Raw genomic sequence first — 18743 nt, forward strand, 5'->3', positions numbered from 1 at the left:
CCACCCCCGCCGCGAACACGCTGATCACTCGCTTCATGAACTCACTTCTTCAGGGGGCCTGGCCCGTCGCCGAGGGACGTGGTGTGAGACCGGGGGTGGGCTCGGCCGGTTTCTTGTCGCCGCCCCCGCCGCCCCCGCCGCCCCCGCCGCCCCGGCCGCCCCCGTCAGCCCCGTCATCGTTCTTGCCGCCCGAGGACGGCGGGGTGGGGGACGCGCCGGGCTCCGGCGACGGTGTGCCGGGCTCCGGCTCGCCGGTGCCGGTGCCCTGCGACTCCCCGCCGTAGATCGGATCGATGGTGAACGAGTGCCCCTTGGGGGTGTCGCCCGCCAATTGCTCCAGGGCCTTCCGGCGCTCCTCGTCGCTCAGCGCCTCCCACGCCTGGGCGTCCTCGAGATACGGCTGGAGCTTGTCCCAGTTCTCCGCGCGGGCCTTGATATCGCCCCCGCGGTGGTCCGAGTCGTCCCCGTAACTCTCGTTCTTCTCGCGGACGTCGGGGGTGTCGGCGGCGTAGAGCATGAACAACTGTTTGTCCGTTTGCGAGCCGTAGGGGTTCTGCCGCAGTTGCTTGAGGTAGTAGGCGCTCAGGCGGATGTCCTCGTTGGGGTTCTCCTCGATGTACTTGGCGAGTTGGGCATCGCTGAGGTCTCCCAGATAGGTGCCGTCCGCCGTGGTGAACACGTCGCGGTTGTCCGCCATGACCTTACGGGCCGTCCCCAGCTTCATATGGGTGATGCCGAGCGACTTGTCCGGCTTGATCGTCTGCTGGAGCGTCCAGTTGAACATCCTGCCGATGCCCGGCAGGAGACCGTGGCCGTCCTTGTCGTAGTTCTGGTACCACTGCTGCTCCTGCCAGAGGATCGCCAGCAGCAGCGTCTTGCTCATCCCGGTCTCCCTCGCGGCCCGTTCCACGGCGGCAAGCTGCGAGGGGGAGACATTGACCGGATGCGGGCCGTCGGGCGCTCCCATCAGACGCAGCGCGATGGCCAGCGGGCTGTTCCTCCTCAGCGCCTCCTTGACCAGCTCCGGATCGGAGAGCTCCGTGAGACCCCTGACGGTGCGCAGCGCGGCCGCCGCCGTGGTGTCGGCCTTGGTCGCGCGGGACAGGGCGCCGTCGATGACGCCCTGGACGTGCTGGACCGGGTCCGACTGGCTGTCGTCGTCCTGGCCGGGGGCCACCGGCTCGGAGCGGGAGACGCGACCGCTGTCGTCAACGGTCAGCTCGTGGCCCCGGGCGTAGTCGAGCGCGCTGTTGAGATCGCCCTGGGCGGCCTCGATCTCGTCGGCCAGATCGTCGTAGACGCGGCACAGCTCGCGCAGCGCCAGGTGGGCCGCCTCGTAGTCCTCGGCGTGCTTGACGAAGGCGCGGCGGGCGGCGAGCCCCGCGTCGGACGCCCACTGCCGCTCGAGCGTGCGCGCCACGTCGTCGCGGGCGAGGGTGCCGATCTCATCGCAGTGCCTGGCCGCGGTGAGGGCGTCGGTGGCGGCGTCGCGCCAGGTTTGCGGGCGCGCGGACTGGAGGTCGGGTACGGAGACCATCAGGCGCCCTCCAGCCAGCGGGCGTCCCTGCGGAGCGCCGCCTCGACGGAGAGGTCGGTGTCCATGTAGTCGTCCATGGCGTCGGTGATGGCGGCGGCCGCTTTCCTGGCCGATTCGCCGAGCTCGTGCAGACGGTTGCGCCACGCCGTCACGCACTCCTGATTGGGCTTCGCGACCGCCCAGCCCGCATGGGAGGTCCCGGCGGCCTCGGCGTCGTCCAGCTTCGTCTTGTTCTGCCCGGCCGCGCTGGTGGTATGGAAGGCGCCCGCGGTCTTCTTCGGAGACGGCGGGTCGATGAAGAGGTCCGGCAGCCCCGGCAGCGGCAGATTCGGATACAAGGACATCAGGCTTCCCCCAAGCAGCCGTCATGTACATGTACTCAGGACCGTACCCATCGCACCGCCGAAGCATGGGGCGACGCGTGTACGGCCGTGTTTCCCGTACGAGGCTGTGACAATCCTGGGGGAATGCGGCCCGGCGGAAGCGGGCCCGGGGCAATGCGGGCCCTGGGCAACAACGCGGGCCCGGGGGAGGGACGGCCCCGCGAGGCGGGCCCGCGACGTGGATGCCGGGCCCGCGACATGGACGTGGGTGCCGGTCCCGGGTGGGGATGCCGGGCCGACGACGTGGGTGCCGGGCCTGTGCCGAGGTGCCCGTCCCGCGCGGGCGGTGTCAGTCCCGCGAGGCCGACGCCGAAGCCTTCGCCGCCGCGCAGTCGCCGCAGGTGCCGAAGATCTCGATCGTATGGGCCACGTCCACGAAGCCGTGCTCCGCGGCGATCGCGTCGGCCCACTTCTCGACGGCGGGGCCCTCCACCTCGACCGCCTTGCCGCAGGCGCGGCAGACCAGGTGATGGTGGTGCTCCTCGCTGCTGCAGCGGCGGTAGACCGCCTCGCCGTCCGTGGTGCGGAGGACGTCGACCTCGCCGGCGTCGGCGAGGGACTGGAGGGTGCGGTAGACCGTGGTCAGGCCCACCGAGTCGCCCCGGTGCTTGAGCATGTCGTGGAGCTCTTGCGCACTGCGGAACTCGTCCACCTCGTCCAGCGCCGCCGCTACCGCGGCGCGCTGCCTGGTGGACCGGCCGCGTACGGGGGGACCCGCGGTCGCCACAGCTGCCTCCTCAACCTCGCATGCTCCGTCGCTCTCAGCGCTCTCTCCGCGCCCACTGCGCTTTCTGCCCGGTCATTGTGCCAGTTAACGCTCGGGCGACGGACGAGAACGGACACGTGAGCGATGGACCAAGCGATGGACTATACGAGTACATCGTCCCTCAGCGTGCACCGTTCCTCGGCGGCGGCGACCCGCTGAGCACGTCTTTTCGCCAAAGGCGCGGCCAGGGCCGTGATCACCGCGAAGACGCCGATGGCGAGGACGACGATGCTCGCGCCGGGCGGGACGTTCTCGTAGAAGGAGAACACCGTGCCGGACAGGGTCACCACGACGCCGATGGCGATCGCCAGCGCCAGCGTCATGGCGAACCCCCGGGTGGCCTGCTGGGCGGCGGCGACCGGAACCACCATCAGGGCGCTGACCAGGAGCAGGCCCACGACGCGCATGGCGACGGTGACGGTGACGGCCGCGGTGACGGCCAGCAGCAGATTGAGCGTGCGCACCGGGAGGCCGGTCACCCGGGCGAACTCCTCGTCCTGGCACACCGCGAACAGCTGGCGGCGCAGCCCCAGGGTGATCAGTACGACGAAGGCGGCGAGCAGGGAGATGGCGACGACGTCCTCGGGGGAGACCGTGGTGATCGAGCCGAAGAGATAGGTGGTGAGGTTGGCGTTGGAGCCGGTCGGCGAGAGGTTGATCAGCAGCACACCGCCCGCCATACCGCCGTAGAAGAGCATCGCGAGCGCGAGATCGCCGCGGGTCTTGCCGTACCAGCGGATCAGCTCCATGAGGATCGCGCCGAGGGCGGAGACGACGACGGCGGTCCACACCGGGTTGGCGCCGGTCAGGAAGCCCAGGGCGACGCCGGTGAGCGCGACATGGCCGATTCCGTCCCCCATGATCGCCTGGCGGCGCTGGACGAGGTAGATGCCGACGGCGGGCGCGGTGATGCCGACCAGGACGGCGGCGAGCAGGGCCCGCTGCATGAAGGCGTAGTCGAGGATCTCGAGCATCTCAGGTCAGCAACCCTGTCCGGATCGGTTCGGCGTCGGGCGCCGCATGGGGGTGTACGTGATCGTGACCGGGCAGCGCGTGCTGGCCCACGGCCTTGGGCGGCGGCCCGTCGTGGACGACGCAGCCGTCACGGAGCACCACCGCGCGGTCGATCAGCGGCTCCAGCGGGCCGAGCTCATGGAGGACGAGGAGGACCGTGGCGCCGGCGGCGACCTGCTCGCGCAGGGTGCCCGCGAGGATCTCCTGACTGGCGAGGTCCACACCGGCCATCGGCTCGTCCATGATCAGCAGTTCCGGTTCGCCGGCGAGGGCGCGGGCGATCAGGACGCGCTGGTGCTGACCGCCGGAGAGGGCGCTCACCGGGTCCCGGACCCGGTCGGCCATGCCGACGAGTTCCAGGGCGCGCTGAACGGCCGCCCGGTCGGCCCTGCGCGGCGGGCCGAACCGGCGGCGGGCCAGCCGGCCCGCCGAGACGACCTCGCGGACGGTCGCCGGGACGCCGCTGGCGGCGGTGGTGCGCTGCGGTACGTAACCGATCCGGGCCCAGTCGCGGAAGCGGCGGCGGGGGATGCCGAAGAGGGTCAGCTCACCGCCGGTGAGCGGCACCTGGCCGACGATGGACCGCACGGCGGTGGACTTGCCCGAGCCGTTGGCGCCGAGCAGCGCCACGACCTCGCCGCGGCGGACGGTCAGGTCCACGCCGCGCAGCACGGGGCGGCCGCCGAGGGTGGCGATGGCGCCGCGCAGGGATATCGGGTCGGCGGCCGGATCCGCGGCCGGGGCCGGACCCGCGGCTGGACCCGCGGAAGGGGCCGCGGCCGGGGCCGGGGCTATGTCGGGCTCCTCGGTCTCCCCGGGGTCCCGGGCTTGCCCGGCCCCCCTGGTCTTCTCGGTTTCCATGAGTTCCTCCGTCACTTGGCGCCCAGCGCCTTCCGCAGGGCCTCCAGGTTGGACCGCATGACCTGGAGGTAGTCGTCGCCCTTGGACTTGGACCCGATGCCCTCGATCGGGTCGAGCACATCGGTCCGCAGATGGAGATCGCCGGCCAGCGTCTTGGCCGTGCGGTCGCTCACGAGGGTTTCGAAGAAGACGGTGTTGACCTTGTCCTTCTTGGCGATGGTGTGCAGTGCCTTGACCCGTGCCGGGCTGGGCTCGGCCTCCGGGTCGAGACCGGATATCGCCTCCTGCCGCAGGCCGTAGCGCTCGGAGAGGTAGCCGAAGGCGGCATGGGTGGTGATGAAGGTGTCCGAGGAACGGTCCTTCAAACCGCTCCGGAAGTCCTGATCGAGCGTGTTCAGCTGCTTGACCAGGGCGGTGGTGTTCTTCTTGAACGTCTCGGCGTGGTCGGGGTCGGCCTTCTCCAGCGCCTTGCCGACACCCTTGGCGACCTGGGCGTAACGCACCGGATCCAGCCAGATGTGGGGGTCGGCGGCGGTGTCGCCGGAGTGGGCGTGGCCGTCGTGTCCTTCCTCGCCCCCGTGGTCGCCCTCGACCTCGGTGCCGTGGTCCTCCAGGGTGGTGTACGAGGTGGCGTCGGCGACGTGCTCCGGATCGGCCTGGGCGATCGCGCGGTCGACGGAGGGCTGGAGCCCCTTGAGGTAGACCACCAGGCCCGCCTTGCTGAGATCGGCGGTCTGGCGGGGGCTGATCTCCAGGTCGTGCGGTTCGACGCCGGGCTTGGTCAGCGTGGAGACGTGGACGGCGTCCCCGCCGATCCGCTCGGCCAGGAACTGCATGGGGTAGAACGACGCCACCACATCGAGCTTGCCGTCCTTCCTTCCGTCTCCGGCGTCGGAGGAGCAGGCTGTGAGGGTGGTCAGACCCAGTGCGGCGGCTCCGACGAGAGCTGTCGTGGGTATGAGGCGGCGTATGTTCATGACTCTCATTTTCAACAAAGATGGAAACGATTGTCAACAACTGTCCCCTTGGTGATCGCTTCGCGCATCGATTTGATCCGGGGGGTGCCGCCGCCGGTAACCTGAAGCATTCGCTTCGTCGTCAATGCCGTCATCAATGAAGAGAGCACCGTGGCCGCCGACAAGATCGACACCATCGTCAGCCTCAGCAAGCGCCGTGGCTTCGTCTACCCGTGCAGCGAGATCTACGGCGGCCAGCGCGCCGCCTGGGACTACGGACCGCTCGGCGTGGAGCTGAAGGAGAACATCAAGCGGCAGTGGTGGCGTTCCATGGTCACCTCGCGTGACGACGTCGTCGGACTCGACTCGTCCGTGATCCTGGCCCGTGAGGTGTGGGAGGCGTCCGGCCACGTCGCCACCTTCACGGACCCGCTCACCGAGTGCACCTCCTGCCACAAGCGGTTCCGCGCGGACCACCTGGAGGAGGCGTACGAGGCCAAGCACGGCCGGTTCCCCGAGAACGGCCTGGCCGACGTCAACTGCCCGCACTGCGGCAACAAGGGCAGCTTCACCGAGCCCAAGCAGTTCTCCGGACTGCTCTCCACCCACCTCGGCCCGACCCAGGACTCCGGCTCGGTCGCGTATCTGCGCCCCGAGACCGCCCAGGGCATCTTCACCAACTTCCTCGCCGTCCAGCAGACCTCGCGCAAGAAGCCGCCGTTCGGCATCGCGCAGCTCGGCAAGTCGTTCCGCAACGAGATCACGCCGGGCAACTTCATCTTCCGGACGCGTGAATTCGAGCAGATGGAGATGGAATTCTTCGTCAAGCCGGGCGAGGACGAGAAGTGGCACGAGTACTGGATGGAGCAGCGCTGGAACTGGTACCGGGACCTCGGTCTCCAGGAGGCGAACATCCGGTGGTACGAGCACCCCAAGGAGAAGCTCTCCCACTACTCCAAGCGCACCGCTGACATCGAGTACCGCTTCCAGTTCGGCGGCTCGGAGTGGGGCGAGCTGGAGGGCGTGGCCAACCGCACCGACTACGACCTGAAGGCGCACTCCGCGGCGTCCGGCCAGGACCTGTCGTACTTCGACCAGGAGGCCGGCGAGCGCTGGACCCCCTACGTGATCGAGCCGGCGGCGGGCGTGGGCCGCGCCATGCTGGCCTTCCTGCTCGACGCGTACGTCGAGGACGAGGCGCCCAACGCCAAGGGCAAGCTGGAGAAGCGCACCGTGCTGCGGCTCGACCCGCGCCTGGCCCCGGTCAAGGTCGCGGTGCTGCCGCTGTCCCGCAACCCGCAGCTCTCCCCGAAGGCCAAGGGGCTCGCGGCGGACCTGCGCAAGCACTGGAACATCGAGTTCGACGACGCGGGCGCGATCGGCCGCCGCTACCGCCGCCAGGACGAGATCGGCACGCCCTTCTGCGTCACCGTGGACTTCGACACCCTGGACGACAACGCCGTCACCGTGCGTGAGCGCGACACGATGAAGCAGGAGCGGGTCTCCCTCGACCAGATCCAGTCCTACCTGGGTGGCCGCCTGATCGGTTGCTGACCCGGTCCGGGCCCTCCGGCCCGGACCACGGGCACCGGACACATACCCGACGACGGGCTCCGGTGCCGCGGACGCGCTGTCCGTGGCACCGGGGCCCGTCGGCTCGACAGAACGGGGGGTTCACCGATCGTGCGAGGCGTGACGCACCACATCACCGCCACCCGCGAGGACGGCGCGGTCTTCGAGGTGAGCTACGGGTACGGTCCGGGGCGGCGGCGCCTGCTCGGCTGCCGGCACTGCGACTGGCAGGAGCGGATCAGCTACGGTGGCGCCCGGCACAAGGGGCTCGATCACCTGGCCCAGGCGCACGGCGCGCTCGGCTCCCCGCGGATGACCGCCGACGTGGCGGCCCGTCGGCAGGTCGTCCTGGTCATGCTGGCCTGTTTCGCGGTGGCCGCGCTCATCCTGTGGTGGGCCGCCTCCCAGGGGTGACCGGCTCCGGGGCGGTTCGGCGGAAGTGAACGGGGTCGGGGCGGTTCGGCGGGAGTGAACGGCTCCGGGCGGTTCCGCGGAAGTGAACAGGATCTGGGCGGTTCCGCCGGTGAACGGGGTTCTGCGGCCTCCCGCGGGTGACCGGTCCGGCGGTGGTGCTTCCGCGGGTGAGTGGGGTTCCGGCGGTCCTTCTCGGAGTGAGCCGGGGCTCCGGTGGTGTTCCCGGGGGAAGCTGGGGTTCCGAGGGTCTCCTGCGGGTGACCGGTCCGGCGGTGGTGCTCCCGCGGGTGAGCGGGCCGCCGGTGGTGCTCCTGGGGGTGACCGGGGTGCCGGGCGGTCCTCCTGGGGATGAGCCGGGGCTCCGGTGATCCCCAGGAGTGACCGGGGTTCCGGGTGGCCCTCCTGGGGTGACAAGGTCCGGTGGTCCCCGAAGCGACCGCGTTCCAGTGGTTCGCCAGGAGTGGTTCCCCAGGAGAGACCCGCGTTCCGGCGGTACGACGGCCCTGGGCGGCCCTACGACACCGCACGCGGCAGCCGCAGGCTCAGCAGCAGGGTCACCGCGATCGCCCCCAGCTGGGCCGCGAGCGTGCTGACCAGCGCGTCACCCATGCCCGCCGACGGTGCCAGGGACAGGAAGAGGGTGCCGAGCGTTGCCACGCCCAGCGCCAGGGCCGACTGCTGGGTGGTGACCATCACGCCACTGCCCACCCCGGCCCGCTCGCTCGGCACATCGGCCAGCACGATCCGGATCAGCACCGGGAGCTGGAGCCCCTGCCCGAACCCGGCCAGCGCGACCCCGGGCAGCAGCCCGGCCAGCGACAGGTCAGGCCAGTCGCGCCATACGGCCAGCATCAGCGCCCCGATGCCCACCGCCTGGATGAGTCCGCCCGCGGTCACCACACGGCTCCCGTACCGGCCCACCAGACGCGGCCCCATCAGCGAGGCGACGAAGAACGTCGTGGCCATCGGCGCCAGTGCCAGCCCGGCCTCGATCGGTCCGTACCGCAGGCCCTGCTGGAGGGCGACCGCGATGACGAACATGAAGCCGCCGAAGGCGATCGAGAACGGCACCACGATCGGCAGCCCGCGCCGCAGTCCGCGCTGCGCGAGCAGGCTCGGCGGCAGCAGCGGCACCGAGCCCGCCTGGTCGGCGCGCCGCTCCACGACGTAGAACGCGGCGGCCACGAACGGGAACGCGCCCAGCATCAGCCAGGTCCACAGCGGCCAGCCCGCCGCCCGCCCCTCGGTCAGCGGCACCATCAGCGTGATCAGCGACAGCGCCAGCAGCACCGTGCCCGGCACGTCCACCGGCGCGGGCCGCTCCGAGCGGGTTTCCGGAACCGTACGGACCGCGAGGACCAGGCCGATCACCGCGACCGGCACATTGACCAGGAAGACCGCGCGCCACCCGGTGCCCGCGATGTCCGCGGCCACCAGCACGCCGCCCAGGATCTGCCCCGCCACCATGGACAGACCCGCCGTCGCGCCGTACATGCTGAGCGCGCGGGCGCGGCGCGAACCGCTGGTCGAGGAGTGGATCGTGGCGAGCACCTGGGGGAGCATCAGCGCGGCCGCGGCGCCCTGCGCCACCCGGGCGGCCACCAGGCTCCAGGCGCCCGGGGCGAGCCCGCAGGCCAGCGAGGTCAGCCCGAAGGCCGCCATCCCGGCGAGGAAGAGCCTGCGCCGTCCGAAGGTGTCGCCCAGCCGGCCGCCGAGGACCAGCAGTACCGCGTACGCCACGCCGTATCCGGCGACGACGAGTTCCAGCACCGCCGGACCGGCGTGCAGGTCGCGGTCCATGGTGGGCAGGGCCACGTTGACGATGAAGAAGTCGATCAGGGGCAGCGCGGCGCCCAGCAGCACGGTGAACAGCCCCAGGGGGCTCAGCGCGGGACCGGCGGAGGCGCGGTGCCGGCCTGTGGTCTTCGACGCGTCCGGGCCGGCGGTTCTGGTACGTGTCGTCTCTGTCATGCGTATGGTCGGTGTTGTCTGCGTATCGGTCACGCATACGAAGATCCGGCACCGCTCAGCCGGGTACCAGAGTGTCTTTATCCTGGTACAAGAAGTACCTGGCAACTGGCTGAGCCGCTCGGGCACCCTGGAGGCATGACCACGATGGTGAGCGATGCCATGGCCCGTTCCATGGCCGGTTCCATGGCCGGGAGCAGGAGTGCGGGAGCCGAGGCGCGGCGCCCGGAGACGAGCGACCCGAGAAGGGGCGAGCTGGCGGCGTTCCTGCGCAGCCGGCGGGAGCGGATCACGCCCGAGCAGGTGGGGCTGCCCCGGGGGCGCCGCCGGCGCACGCCCGGACTGCGCCGCGAGGAGGTCGCGCAGCTCTCGGCCGTGGGCGTGACCTGGTACACCTGGCTGGAACAGGCCCGCGACATCCACGTCTCGGCGCAGGTCCTCGACGCCATCGCCCGCGCGCTGCTCCTGGACCGCAGCGAGCGCGCCCACCTCTTCGCGCTGGCCGGGACCGCCGACCCGAGCCCGGCCAGCGAGTGCACGGGCGTTTCCGAGGGGTTGCGGCGCATGCTGGAGCAGCTGGAGCCGTTCCCCGCCTGCGTCCAGAACAGCCGCTTCGACCTGCTGGCCTACAACCGCACCTACCGGCACCTGATGTGCGACCTGGAGCAGGTGCCGCCGGAGGACCGCAACTGCATGTGGCTGGCCTTCACCCATGACGAGTGGCGGTCGAGCCTGGTGGACCGGGACGAGACGATCCGGCTCATGGCCGCCAAGTTCCGCGCCGTCATGGCCGAGCACGTCGCCGAGCCCGCCTGGAAGGCGATGGTGAAGCGGCTGGAGGACGCCTCACCCGAGTTCCGCGAGATCTGGGCGCGGCATGAGGTGGTCCGGCCCGCCGACAAGGTCAAGGTCTACCGCCAGTCGCAGGTGGGCATCGTCCGGCTGACCTCCACCAGCCTGTGGACCGGCCCCCAGCAGGGCCCCAAGCTGCTCGCCTACACCCCGGCGGACGCCGAGACCCACGAGCGGCTGCGTCGGCTGCACGCCATGGCGCTGGCGCAGGAGAGCGCGCCGGTAGGGCAGGAGGCCGCCTCGGTGGCGGGGGTCTGACCCAAGGGTCTGAACCAGGGGGTCCGACCCAAGGGGTCCGGCCCCACCCCCGCCCTCCCCGGACGGCCTCCGCACGGCTTGCGGCCCGTGTCGCACGGCTGGCAGCTCGTGTCGCACGGCTGGCGGCCTGCGCCTCACGCCTCGCGCCTCGAGGCGTGGGTCGCGCGGCTCGCGGCTCGCGGCTCGTGCCTCACGCCTTCCGCATAGCGACCCCCGTCACACGCCGCACGCCTCGCGGCCTGTGTCGCACGGCTCGCGGCTCGCGGCGTGGGTCTCGCGCCTCGTGCCGCACGGCTCGCGCCTCCCGGCGTGGGTCGCGCGGCTCGCGGCTCGCGGCTCGTGCCTCATGCCTTACGCATAGCGGCTCCCGTCACAGACCACAGGCCACACGCCGCACGGCTCGCGGCTCGGGTCGTGCGGCTCGCGGCTCACGCCTCACGCATAGCGGCTCCCGCCACACGCCTCACGCCTTGGCCCCCGCCGATGTCTGGCCCGTGGGCGCCCCCTCCTCGAAGAGCGCGGCCGCGTGCCGGGTGGTCTTCTGGGCCCAGCGGCCGGTGGTCACCAGCCCCAGCAGCAGGATCACGGCACCGCATCCGGCGATGATCCACCAGGCGGGGCGGGCGGCGTCCACGAACGCCGCGGTGGCGGCCGGCGAGGCGGCATGGCCCATGCCGCCCGCCGCCGCCAGCGCGGCGCCCGCCGCCAGCACCGCGCCGATCACCGCGACGCCGAGCGACTGGCCCACCTGGCGGCTGGTGGAGGCGACGGCCGCGGCGACCCCCGCCTGGGAGCGGGGCATCCCGGAGACCGCCGTATTGGTGATGGGCGCGTTGACCATGCCGAAGCCCAGGCCGAACAGCACATAGCCGATCAGCAGCCCGGTATCGCTCGTCTGGACGTCGAAAACCGCGAACAGCACCCCGCTGGCCGTTATGGCCACCCCGGCCACCAGCATCGACAGACGGGGCCCGCGGGCGCCCACCAGCCGTCCGGACAGCGGTGCGCAGACGAAGCACATGAACGCCATGGGCAGCATCCACAGCCCGGCGTGCAGGGCGTTGAGCCCCCGCACGTCCTGCAGATACAGCGTGTTCATGAAGAGGTAGCCGCCGAGGGCGGCGAAGGCGCACACCGCGACGACCGTCGCCCCGCTGAACGGCGCGCTGTGGAAGAACCGCACGTCGATCAGCGGTTCCTCGCGCCGCCCCTCGTAGCGGACCAGTGCCAGGAGCCCCCCGAGGGCGAGTGCCGCGCAGGTCACGATCAGCGGCGAGTCCCAGCCGCGGTCCGGCGCCTCGATGATCGCGTAGGTGAGGGTGCCCAGGACCAGGATGACCAGCAGCTGGCCGACCGGGTCGGCCCGGCGCGGCCTGGGAGCGCGCGACTCCGGTACGAACCGGGCGGTGAGGGCCAGCGCCGCGATCCCGATCGGGAGGTTTATCCAGAAGATCGAACGCCAGCCGATGGACTCCACCAGCAGCCCGCCCACGATCGGGCCGGCCGCCATGCTGATGCCGACGACCCCGCCCCAGACCCCGATGGCACGGGCCCGCTCCCTGGGCTCGGTGAAGACGTTGGTGATGATCGACATGGCGACGGGGTTGAGCATGGACCCGCCGATCGCCTGCACCATGCGGAAGCCGACCAGCGCCGTCAGACTGGGCGCGAGGCTGCACAGCGCCGAGCCGAGGGTGAAGATCACCAGCCCGGTCTGGAAGGTGCGCTTGCGCCCCACCCGGTCGGCCGTCGACCCGGAGAGCATCAGCAGCGCGGCGAGGACGAGCGTGTACGCGTCGATCGTCCACTGCATTCCGGAGACGGAGGCGTGCAGGTCGTTCCGCATCACGGGCAGCGCGACGTTGAGGACGGTGTTGTCGAGGCTGACGAGCAGCAGGCTCATGCAGCAGATCGCCAGCACAAGCATGCGCCGCCGATGGCTGAGCTCACGCATGATTGAACGCTACATCGATAGTGTCCCCGGGGCGGTGACAACCGCCCCGCCGGTCCTTCTCGTGGGTGCGGGACAATAAGAGATCGGCCCGCCCTCCCACCGTAGTACCGACGAGGAAGCTCACCCCATGACACAGACGTCGCAGACGCCGCGGACACAGCTGCGGATCGGACCGCACACGGTCCAGCCGCCGGTCGTGCTCGCGCCGATGGCCGGGATCACCAACGCGCCGTTCCGCACCCTGTGCCGGGAATTCGCCGACGGCGTCGGCTGGGGGGACGGGGGCCGGCCCCCGGGAGAAGGGGGCAGCGGCGGCAGGGGGCTGTTCGTCAGCGAGATGATCACCACTCGGGCGCTGGTGGAGCGCGACGCCAAGACGATGCGGCTGATCCACTTCGACGGGACCGAGAAGCCGCGCTCCATCCAGCTGTACGGGGTGGACCCGGTGACCGTCGGCAAGGCCGTCCGGATGATCGTGGACGAGGACCTCGCCGATCACATCGACCTCAACTTCGGCTGCCCGGTGCCCAAGGTGACCCGTAAGGGCGGCGGCTCGGCGCTCCCGTACAAGCGGCACCTGCTGCGCTCGATCCTGCGCGAGGCCGTGACCGCCGCCGGCCCGCTGCCGGTGACCATGAAGATGCGCAAGGGCATCGACGACGACCACATCACCTACCTCGACGCCGGCCGGATCGCGGTCGAGGAGGGCGTGACCGCGATCGCCCTGCACGGCCGTACCGCGGCCCAGCACTACGGCGGCACCGCCGACTGGGACGCGATCGCCCGCCTGAAGGAGGCCGTCCCCGAGATCCCGGTGCTGGGCAACGGGGACATCTGGTCCGCCGCCGACGCGGTCCGGATGATGCGCCGGACGGGCTGCGACGGCGTGGTCGTGGGGCGCGGCTGCCTGGGGCGGCCCTGGCTCTTCGGCGACCTGGCGGCCGCGTTCGAGCCCGGCCCGGAGCCGCCGGCGCCCGCGCGGCCGACGCTGAAGGAGGTCGCGGCCGTCATGCGCCGCCACGCCGAGCTGCTCGCCGAGTGGCTGGAGGACGAGGAGCGCGGCGTGATCGACTTCCGTAAGCACGTCGCCTGGTACACCAAGGGCTTCTCGGTCGGCTCCGAGATGCGCAAACGGCTGGCGGTCACCTCGTCCCTCGCCGAACTGGACGCCCTGCTGGCGGAGCTGGACCTGGACCAGGAGTGGCCCCCTGGCGCCGACGGTCCGCGCGGCCGCACCTCGGGCCGCAACCGCGTGGTGCTGCCCGACGGCTGGCTGGACGACCCGTACGACCGCGCGGGGGTCTGCGCGGACGCGGAGCTGGACACCTCGGGCGGCTGAGCCCGGTCGCCCGGGGCCGTGCGGGAGCATCACGGGTTAATGCGGGAGCATCACGGGTTAAAGTGATGGGCTCGTGGTCACGGTGGGGATCTGGACGATCTGGGGGGATCGGTGACAAGCGTCGTCTTCGTCCACGGCACGGGGGTCCGGGCCAAGTCGTACGAGAAGAGCTTCGCGCGGGTCGTGAACGGCCTGGGGCGGGTGCGAGCCGAGGTCAGGGTCGTCCGCTGCCTCTGGGGCGAGGAGCACGGCGCCTCGCTGGGACTTGACGGGGCGTCGGTCCCGGTGCGGTCGAAGAACCGCGGCATCGGCGGTGGCGAACTGCTCGACGAGGACGATCCGCTGGCCGTATGGGCGCTGCTGGAGGTGGATCCGCTCGCCGAGCTGCGGGAGTTCGCCGAGGCGGCGCGGGCGCGGCGCGGCGGCGGCGCGCGGGTCGGTTTCGCCCCGGGCCGTCAGGACCCCTGGCACACCATCGCCGACCGGGTGCGCGGGCTGAGCCTGGCGGGGGTGTCCGGCGGTGAGGAGAGCGTGGAGGGGGCGTCGGGTGGTGGGCTGAGCCTGGCAGGGGTGGCGGGTGGCGGGGAGAGCGTGGCGGGGGTGTCCGGCGGCGGGGAGAGTCTGGCGGGGGTGTCCGGCGGCGGGGGCAGCCCGGCCGAGCTGGTGTCCGACCTCGCGCCGCATCTCGGCCCGGCCGCCGGGCGCGTCGCCCACGAGATCTCCCGCACCCTGGGCGGCACCCCGCCCGCGGACGGCATCGAGGCGATCGCGGCCCGCGCCGTGTACGCCCTGGCCGTCCAGCGGGCCGAGGGCCCGGACGGCGCCGATGAACCGCTCCCGGTGGACGGCGCCGACCGGGACGCCGTGGTCGGCGCGCTCACCGATCAGCTCGGCGGCACCGACCGGGGCGGCTTCGCCGCCCGCGCCGCGAAGGGCGTCGCCGTACGGGCGCTCAACTCCTACCTCTCGCCGCTCTCCTCGCTGGCCCACTCCTTCCGCTCCGGGATCACCAGGGGATCCGTCCCGGCCGGCGGCGACATCCTCCGCTACCAGGCGCGCGGCGCCGGGGTGCGCGCCGCGATCCGCGCGGCGGTGCGCGAGGCGGTCGACTCCGGGCACGGGCCGGTGGTGCTGCTCGCCCACAGCCTCGGCGGCATCGCCTGCGTCGATCTGCTCGCCGAACCCGATCCGCCCGCCGGTGTGGAGCTGCTGGTGACGGTCGGCTCCCAGGCGCCGTTCCTCTACGAGCTGGACGCGCTCACCGCGCTGCGCCGCGGCGAACCGCTGCCCGCCGCCTTCCCCCGCTGGATCAACGTCTACGACGAGCACGACCTGCTCGGTTTCGTCGGCGCCAAGGTCTTCCCGGGCCGGGTCACCGATCTGCGGGTCGACACCCGCCAGCCCTTCCCGCGCGCCCACACCTCCTACTTCGCCCACCACAGGCTGTACGAACTGCTGGCCCCGGAGCTGCCGTGACGCGGGCACCACACGACTGGCGCCGCACCCACGCGGTGATCGTGGCGGTCGAGCGGTACAACGGCAGCGACGACCTGAACCTCGACGGCCCGGTGCACGACGCCGTCGAGATGCGGAAGTGGCTGACCGGACGGGGTGTCCCGGCGGAGAACATCCAGCTGCTCGCCTCGCCGCTGGAGCACAACCGGGCGGCCCTGGAGGCGGCGCACCCCCACTACCGCCCGGCGGAGCGCGCCGATGTGCGCCGGGTCTTCCAGGACGAGCTGCGGGCCATCGACGCCGACTGGCTGTGGGTCTACTGGGCCGGGCACGGCGTGCAGACCCAAGGCGGCCGGTGGAGCCTGCTGTACCCCGAGACACGGGACACCGACCTGCAGGGCGCGGACGCCGACAGCCTGATCGACCTGATGCGCACCGAGCATCTGCCCTGGGACGGTGTGGACCGGGTCACCGTGATCATCGACGCCTGCCGCCAGGCGCTTCCGGCCGGTGTCCACGAGCTGGCCGACACCCCGGACCTGCTCGCCAGGACCGCCCAGATCAGGCCGGAGCGCCCGGTGTACTGGATGCGGGCGTGCCAGGCCGGGGCGGTGGCCAAGCAGCGGCAGGGCACCGGGCAGTTCACCTCCGCGCTGCTGCGGCAGCTCCACGCGGCGGCGGCCGGTGGCGCGGAGCCGGATCTGGACCGGGTCTGGCAGGGCGTGGTGGAGGAGTTCGCGCGGGCGCGCGACGCCGACGGCGGCCGGCAGCGTCCGACGGTCTACGTCAGCGACTGGAACCAGGACGTGCGACCGGTCCGGCTGGGCCCGCCCGCCCCGCCCCTCGACCCGGAGAAGCTGCGGTTCCGCGAGACGTTGGTCCTGGAGGCGTCGGGGCTGCTGGGGCCGGATCCGGCCGGCCCGGCGGCCAGGGTCGCCGCCCGGCTGCGCATGGAGTTCACCGAGGCGCTGCCCGCGAGGGGAACTCCGTCGGTGGAGGAACTGGTCGACTGGGCGCTCGCCCATGAGCACGGGATCGCGACCCTGCTCCACGCGCTCGACGAACTGACTCCGGACCGCCGGATCGGCGCCAGGGCCCGCGAGGCGTGCCGCAGACTCCAGCCGCAGTGGCTCACCTGCGCCGAACACACCGAGCTGGTGGCGCTCCTGGCCCGGCTGGACGAGCGGGGCCGGGAGGACGTCGTCGCGGCGGCCCACCAGCAGTTCGGCCCGACCGCGCTGCCCGCGCACGATCCGGCCGCGCTGGCCGACGCGCTGGAGGAGCTGGTGCCCAGACCGCACCAGCTGCCGCAGCTGCTGAGCGTCGTGGAGCACTTCGCCGCGTTCGCCGAGGGCGCCGTCGCCACCGAGCTGCGCACCTGGGCGCAGGCGTGCGCGGTCCGGCTCGGCATGAAGGAGGTGCTGCTCGACCACCGTGCGCGGGCCGCCGACCGGGCCGAGCGGGCCCGGACGGCCGGCCCCGCCGAGGGCCGGAGCATCCAGATAAGGCTCCATCCGAGCGGTCCCGGGCAGCGGCGGGCGTACGAGGTGTGGTCGCGGCGCGGCGCCGAGGTCGACGCGCTGGCGAAGGTGGACACCCCGGCCGCCCCGGAGGAGATGCGGCGGGGCATCGACGCCCTGCTGGCCGCGCACGCCCGCGCCACGGAGACCGTGGTGGAGTTCTTCGTCCCGTCCACCGACCTGGAACTCGACGTGCACTGCTGGCCGCTGGACGCGGGCAAGCCGCAGGAGCGCTCGCTCGGCACCGACTTCCCGGTCGTGGTGCGCTGCGCCGAGCTGCGCCAGCCCGAGCGGCGCCATCTGTGGGAGCGGCGCTGGTCCCGGGTCTCCGGCGCCACCCCGGGGGACCTGCACTGGCTGCCCGGCCACACCCACAGCTTCGCGCAGGTCCGGGCCGCCATGGAGCGGCAGGAGACCGCCCCGGGCGCGATGACGGCCAGTCCGGCGCGGACCCGTTCGGAGATCTTCACCGCGTGCCTCTTCGACGGCGTGCCCGTGCTGGTGTGGGACACCGGCGCCGAACCGTCCCTCGACGAGCGGCAGCTGCGCACCCTCCTGGGGAGCGAACCGCTGGAGCACCTGCCCCAGCGGCTCCGCAAGCTCCGGCTGGAGGGCGACGCCGACGACGGCCATCCGGGCCGGCGGCTGGCCCTGCTGTGGGACGACCCGCACCGCCCGCTCCCCGAACCACTCGACCTGTCCGCACCCTGAGGAGAGACGGAAGAACATGGCAACGGACTGGCGGCTCTTCCAGGGCGGCGACACCGACCCCCACGACGTGGAGACCTGGCCCGCCGCCCCGCCGTGGCGCCGCTTCGGCGACGACGCGCGGCAGCGGGACGAGCGGCGGGGGCTGCCGTACCTGATCTCCGACGAGGACCGCGACGTGGTCAACATGGCGCTGCACCTGCACCGCCCGCTGCTGGTCACCGGGCGGCCCGGCACCGGCAAGTCGACCCTGGCCCGTGCCGTCGCCCGTGAGCTCAGGCTCGGCGAGGTGCTGCACTGGCCGGTCAACAGCCGCTCCACGCTCACCGAGGGCCTCTACTCGTACGACGCGGTGGGCCGGCTGCGCGAAGCCTCCCTCAAGCAGCGCGCCGACGCCACGGCCGGGACCGAGCCGGACATCGGCGACTATCTGCGGCTCGGCGCGCTGGGCACCGCGCTGCTGCCGCGCGACCGGCCGCGCGTGCTGCTCGTCGACGAGCTGGACAAGGGCGATGTGGACCTGCCCAACGACCTCCTCACGGTCTTCGAGGAGGGCCAGTTCGAGATCCCGGAACTGGCCCGGCTGGGGGAGGACCGGACCGTGCGGGTGCAGGTCGCCGGCTCCCGGGAGAAGGTCGGGGTGACCGGCGGCTGGGTCAGCTGCCGCGTCTTCCCCGTTGTCGTCATCACCAGCAACGGCGAGCGCGAGTTCCCCCCGGCGTTCCTGCGCCGCTGCGTACGGCTGGACCTCAAGCAGCCCGACGAGCAGCAGCTGCGGCAGATCGTCACCATGCATCTGGGCGAGGAGGTCGGCGCGCGGGCCCAGGAGCTGATCGCGCACTTCCTGACCCTGCGCACCGAACGGGAGCTGGCCACCGACCAACTGCTCAACGCGGTCCGGCTGCGGGCCGCCGGGGTGCGGGTGGACCAGGACGTGCTGGACAAATTGTTCCGCTCGCTGAACGAAGTCGACGCGTAATGATCGAGCGGCTGTGGGCCCTGCTGGAGAACGCCGGGGTCGAACTCTCCGAGGAGGAGCTGCGCGACGTCCTGTGGTTCGCCGCGACCACCGCCCCGTCGCCGGGCGCGGGGGAGGAACGGGCACCGTCCCCGGAGGCCGCCGGCTCCGCTCCCGGCGCGGCCGGCGGCGACGACGAGGGCAGGGGCGCCCGGCGGCCGCTCGACG

16 protein-coding genes are annotated in these 18743 nt (G+C 72.2%); 8 read left to right on the forward strand and 8 right to left on the reverse strand.

What is annotated here, in order from left to right; all coding sequences use genetic code 11:
* Positions 1-49: 49 nt before the first annotated feature.
* From AXW62_RS14825 to AXW62_RS14850, 6 genes are all read right to left on the reverse strand, one after another.
* On the reverse strand, positions 50-1537 hold the full coding sequence (locus AXW62_RS14825) for a hypothetical protein (protein WP_063817589.1): 1488 nt from the start codon (positions 1535-1537) through the stop codon (positions 50-52).
* Entirely contained in the window at positions 1537-1881 is a 345-nt protein-coding gene (locus AXW62_RS14830; RefSeq protein ID WP_030826411.1) for a hypothetical protein, read from the reverse strand. The genes AXW62_RS14825 and AXW62_RS14830 overlap by 1 nt, the downstream gene beginning before the upstream one ends.
* Before the next feature lie 328 nt (positions 1882-2209).
* On the reverse strand, positions 2210-2647 hold the full coding sequence (locus tag AXW62_RS14835) for a Fur family transcriptional regulator (RefSeq protein WP_060944954.1): 438 nt from the start codon (positions 2645-2647) through the stop codon (positions 2210-2212).
* A 140-nt stretch (positions 2648-2787) separates the two neighbouring features.
* A complete protein-coding gene (locus AXW62_RS14840) occupies positions 2788-3660 on the reverse strand; it encodes a metal ABC transporter permease (RefSeq protein ID WP_030826407.1) in 873 nt (290 codons plus the stop codon).
* A gap of 1 nt (position 3661) precedes the next feature.
* Positions 3662-4561 carry a metal ABC transporter ATP-binding protein gene (locus tag AXW62_RS14845; protein WP_060944955.1) on the reverse strand — a complete coding sequence of 300 codons (900 nt, stop codon included), beginning with the start codon at positions 4559-4561 and terminating at the stop codon, positions 3662-3664.
* An 11-nt stretch (positions 4562-4572) separates the two neighbouring features.
* Positions 4573-5538, reverse strand: coding sequence for a metal ABC transporter substrate-binding protein (locus AXW62_RS14850; protein WP_060944956.1), 966 nt, complete (start codon positions 5536-5538; stop codon positions 4573-4575).
* A 150-nt stretch (positions 5539-5688) separates the two neighbouring features.
* Between AXW62_RS14850 and AXW62_RS14855 the strand changes: the two genes are divergently transcribed.
* Together AXW62_RS14855 and AXW62_RS14860 are read left to right on the forward strand one after the other, a co-directional pair.
* Complete coding sequence (locus AXW62_RS14855; protein WP_060944957.1) at positions 5689-7071, forward strand: glycine--tRNA ligase; 1383 nt, start codon at positions 5689-5691, stop codon at positions 7069-7071.
* Positions 7072-7209: 138 nt separating this feature from the next.
* Complete coding sequence (locus tag AXW62_RS14860; RefSeq protein ID WP_244503170.1) at positions 7210-7503, forward strand: hypothetical protein; 294 nt, start codon at positions 7210-7212, stop codon at positions 7501-7503.
* A 513-nt stretch (positions 7504-8016) separates the two neighbouring features.
* Here the strand turns inward: AXW62_RS14860 and AXW62_RS14865 are convergent.
* Positions 8017-9474, reverse strand: coding sequence for an MFS transporter (locus AXW62_RS14865; RefSeq protein ID WP_174556393.1), 1458 nt, complete (start codon positions 9472-9474; stop codon positions 8017-8019).
* A 135-nt stretch (positions 9475-9609) separates the two neighbouring features.
* On the opposite strand from AXW62_RS14865, the gene AXW62_RS14870 reads away from it, so the two are divergent.
* A complete protein-coding gene (locus AXW62_RS14870) occupies positions 9610-10581 on the forward strand; it encodes a helix-turn-helix transcriptional regulator (protein ID WP_370682911.1) in 972 nt (323 codons plus the stop codon).
* A gap of 463 nt (positions 10582-11044) precedes the next feature.
* Here AXW62_RS14870 and AXW62_RS14875 read toward each other — a convergent pair whose 3' ends face one another.
* Positions 11045-12535, reverse strand: coding sequence for an MFS transporter (locus AXW62_RS14875; protein WP_060944959.1), 1491 nt, complete (start codon positions 12533-12535; stop codon positions 11045-11047).
* A 127-nt stretch (positions 12536-12662) separates the two neighbouring features.
* Between AXW62_RS14875 and dusB the strand changes: the two genes are divergently transcribed.
* From dusB to AXW62_RS14900, 5 genes are all read left to right on the forward strand, one after another.
* Positions 12663-13874, forward strand: coding sequence for a tRNA dihydrouridine synthase DusB (dusB, locus tag AXW62_RS14880; RefSeq protein WP_060944960.1), 1212 nt, complete (start codon positions 12663-12665; stop codon positions 13872-13874).
* 111 nt (positions 13875-13985) lie between these two features.
* Positions 13986-15350 carry a lipase family protein gene (locus AXW62_RS14885; protein WP_060944961.1) on the forward strand — a complete coding sequence of 455 codons (1365 nt, stop codon included), beginning with the start codon at positions 13986-13988 and terminating at the stop codon, positions 15348-15350.
* Positions 15347-17560 (forward strand): VMAP-C domain-containing protein, encoded by a 2214-nt coding sequence (locus tag AXW62_RS14890; protein WP_060944962.1) that lies wholly within the window; start codon positions 15347-15349, stop codon positions 17558-17560. The genes AXW62_RS14885 and AXW62_RS14890 overlap by 4 nt, the downstream gene beginning before the upstream one ends.
* Positions 17561-17576: 16 nt before the next feature.
* A complete protein-coding gene (locus tag AXW62_RS14895; protein ID WP_060944963.1) occupies positions 17577-18536 on the forward strand; it encodes an AAA family ATPase in 960 nt (319 codons plus the stop codon).
* Positions 18536-18743, forward strand: a 208-nt coding sequence (locus tag AXW62_RS14900; protein WP_159060880.1) for a hypothetical protein, incomplete at its 3' end; no start/stop codon positions are given. The genes AXW62_RS14895 and AXW62_RS14900, both read left to right, overlap by 1 nt.

Source organism: Streptomyces hygroscopicus subsp. hygroscopicus, assembly GCF_001553455.1.
In the GTDB taxonomy this organism is placed as follows: Bacteria; Actinomycetota; Actinomycetes; order Streptomycetales; family Streptomycetaceae; genus Streptomyces; species Streptomyces hygroscopicus.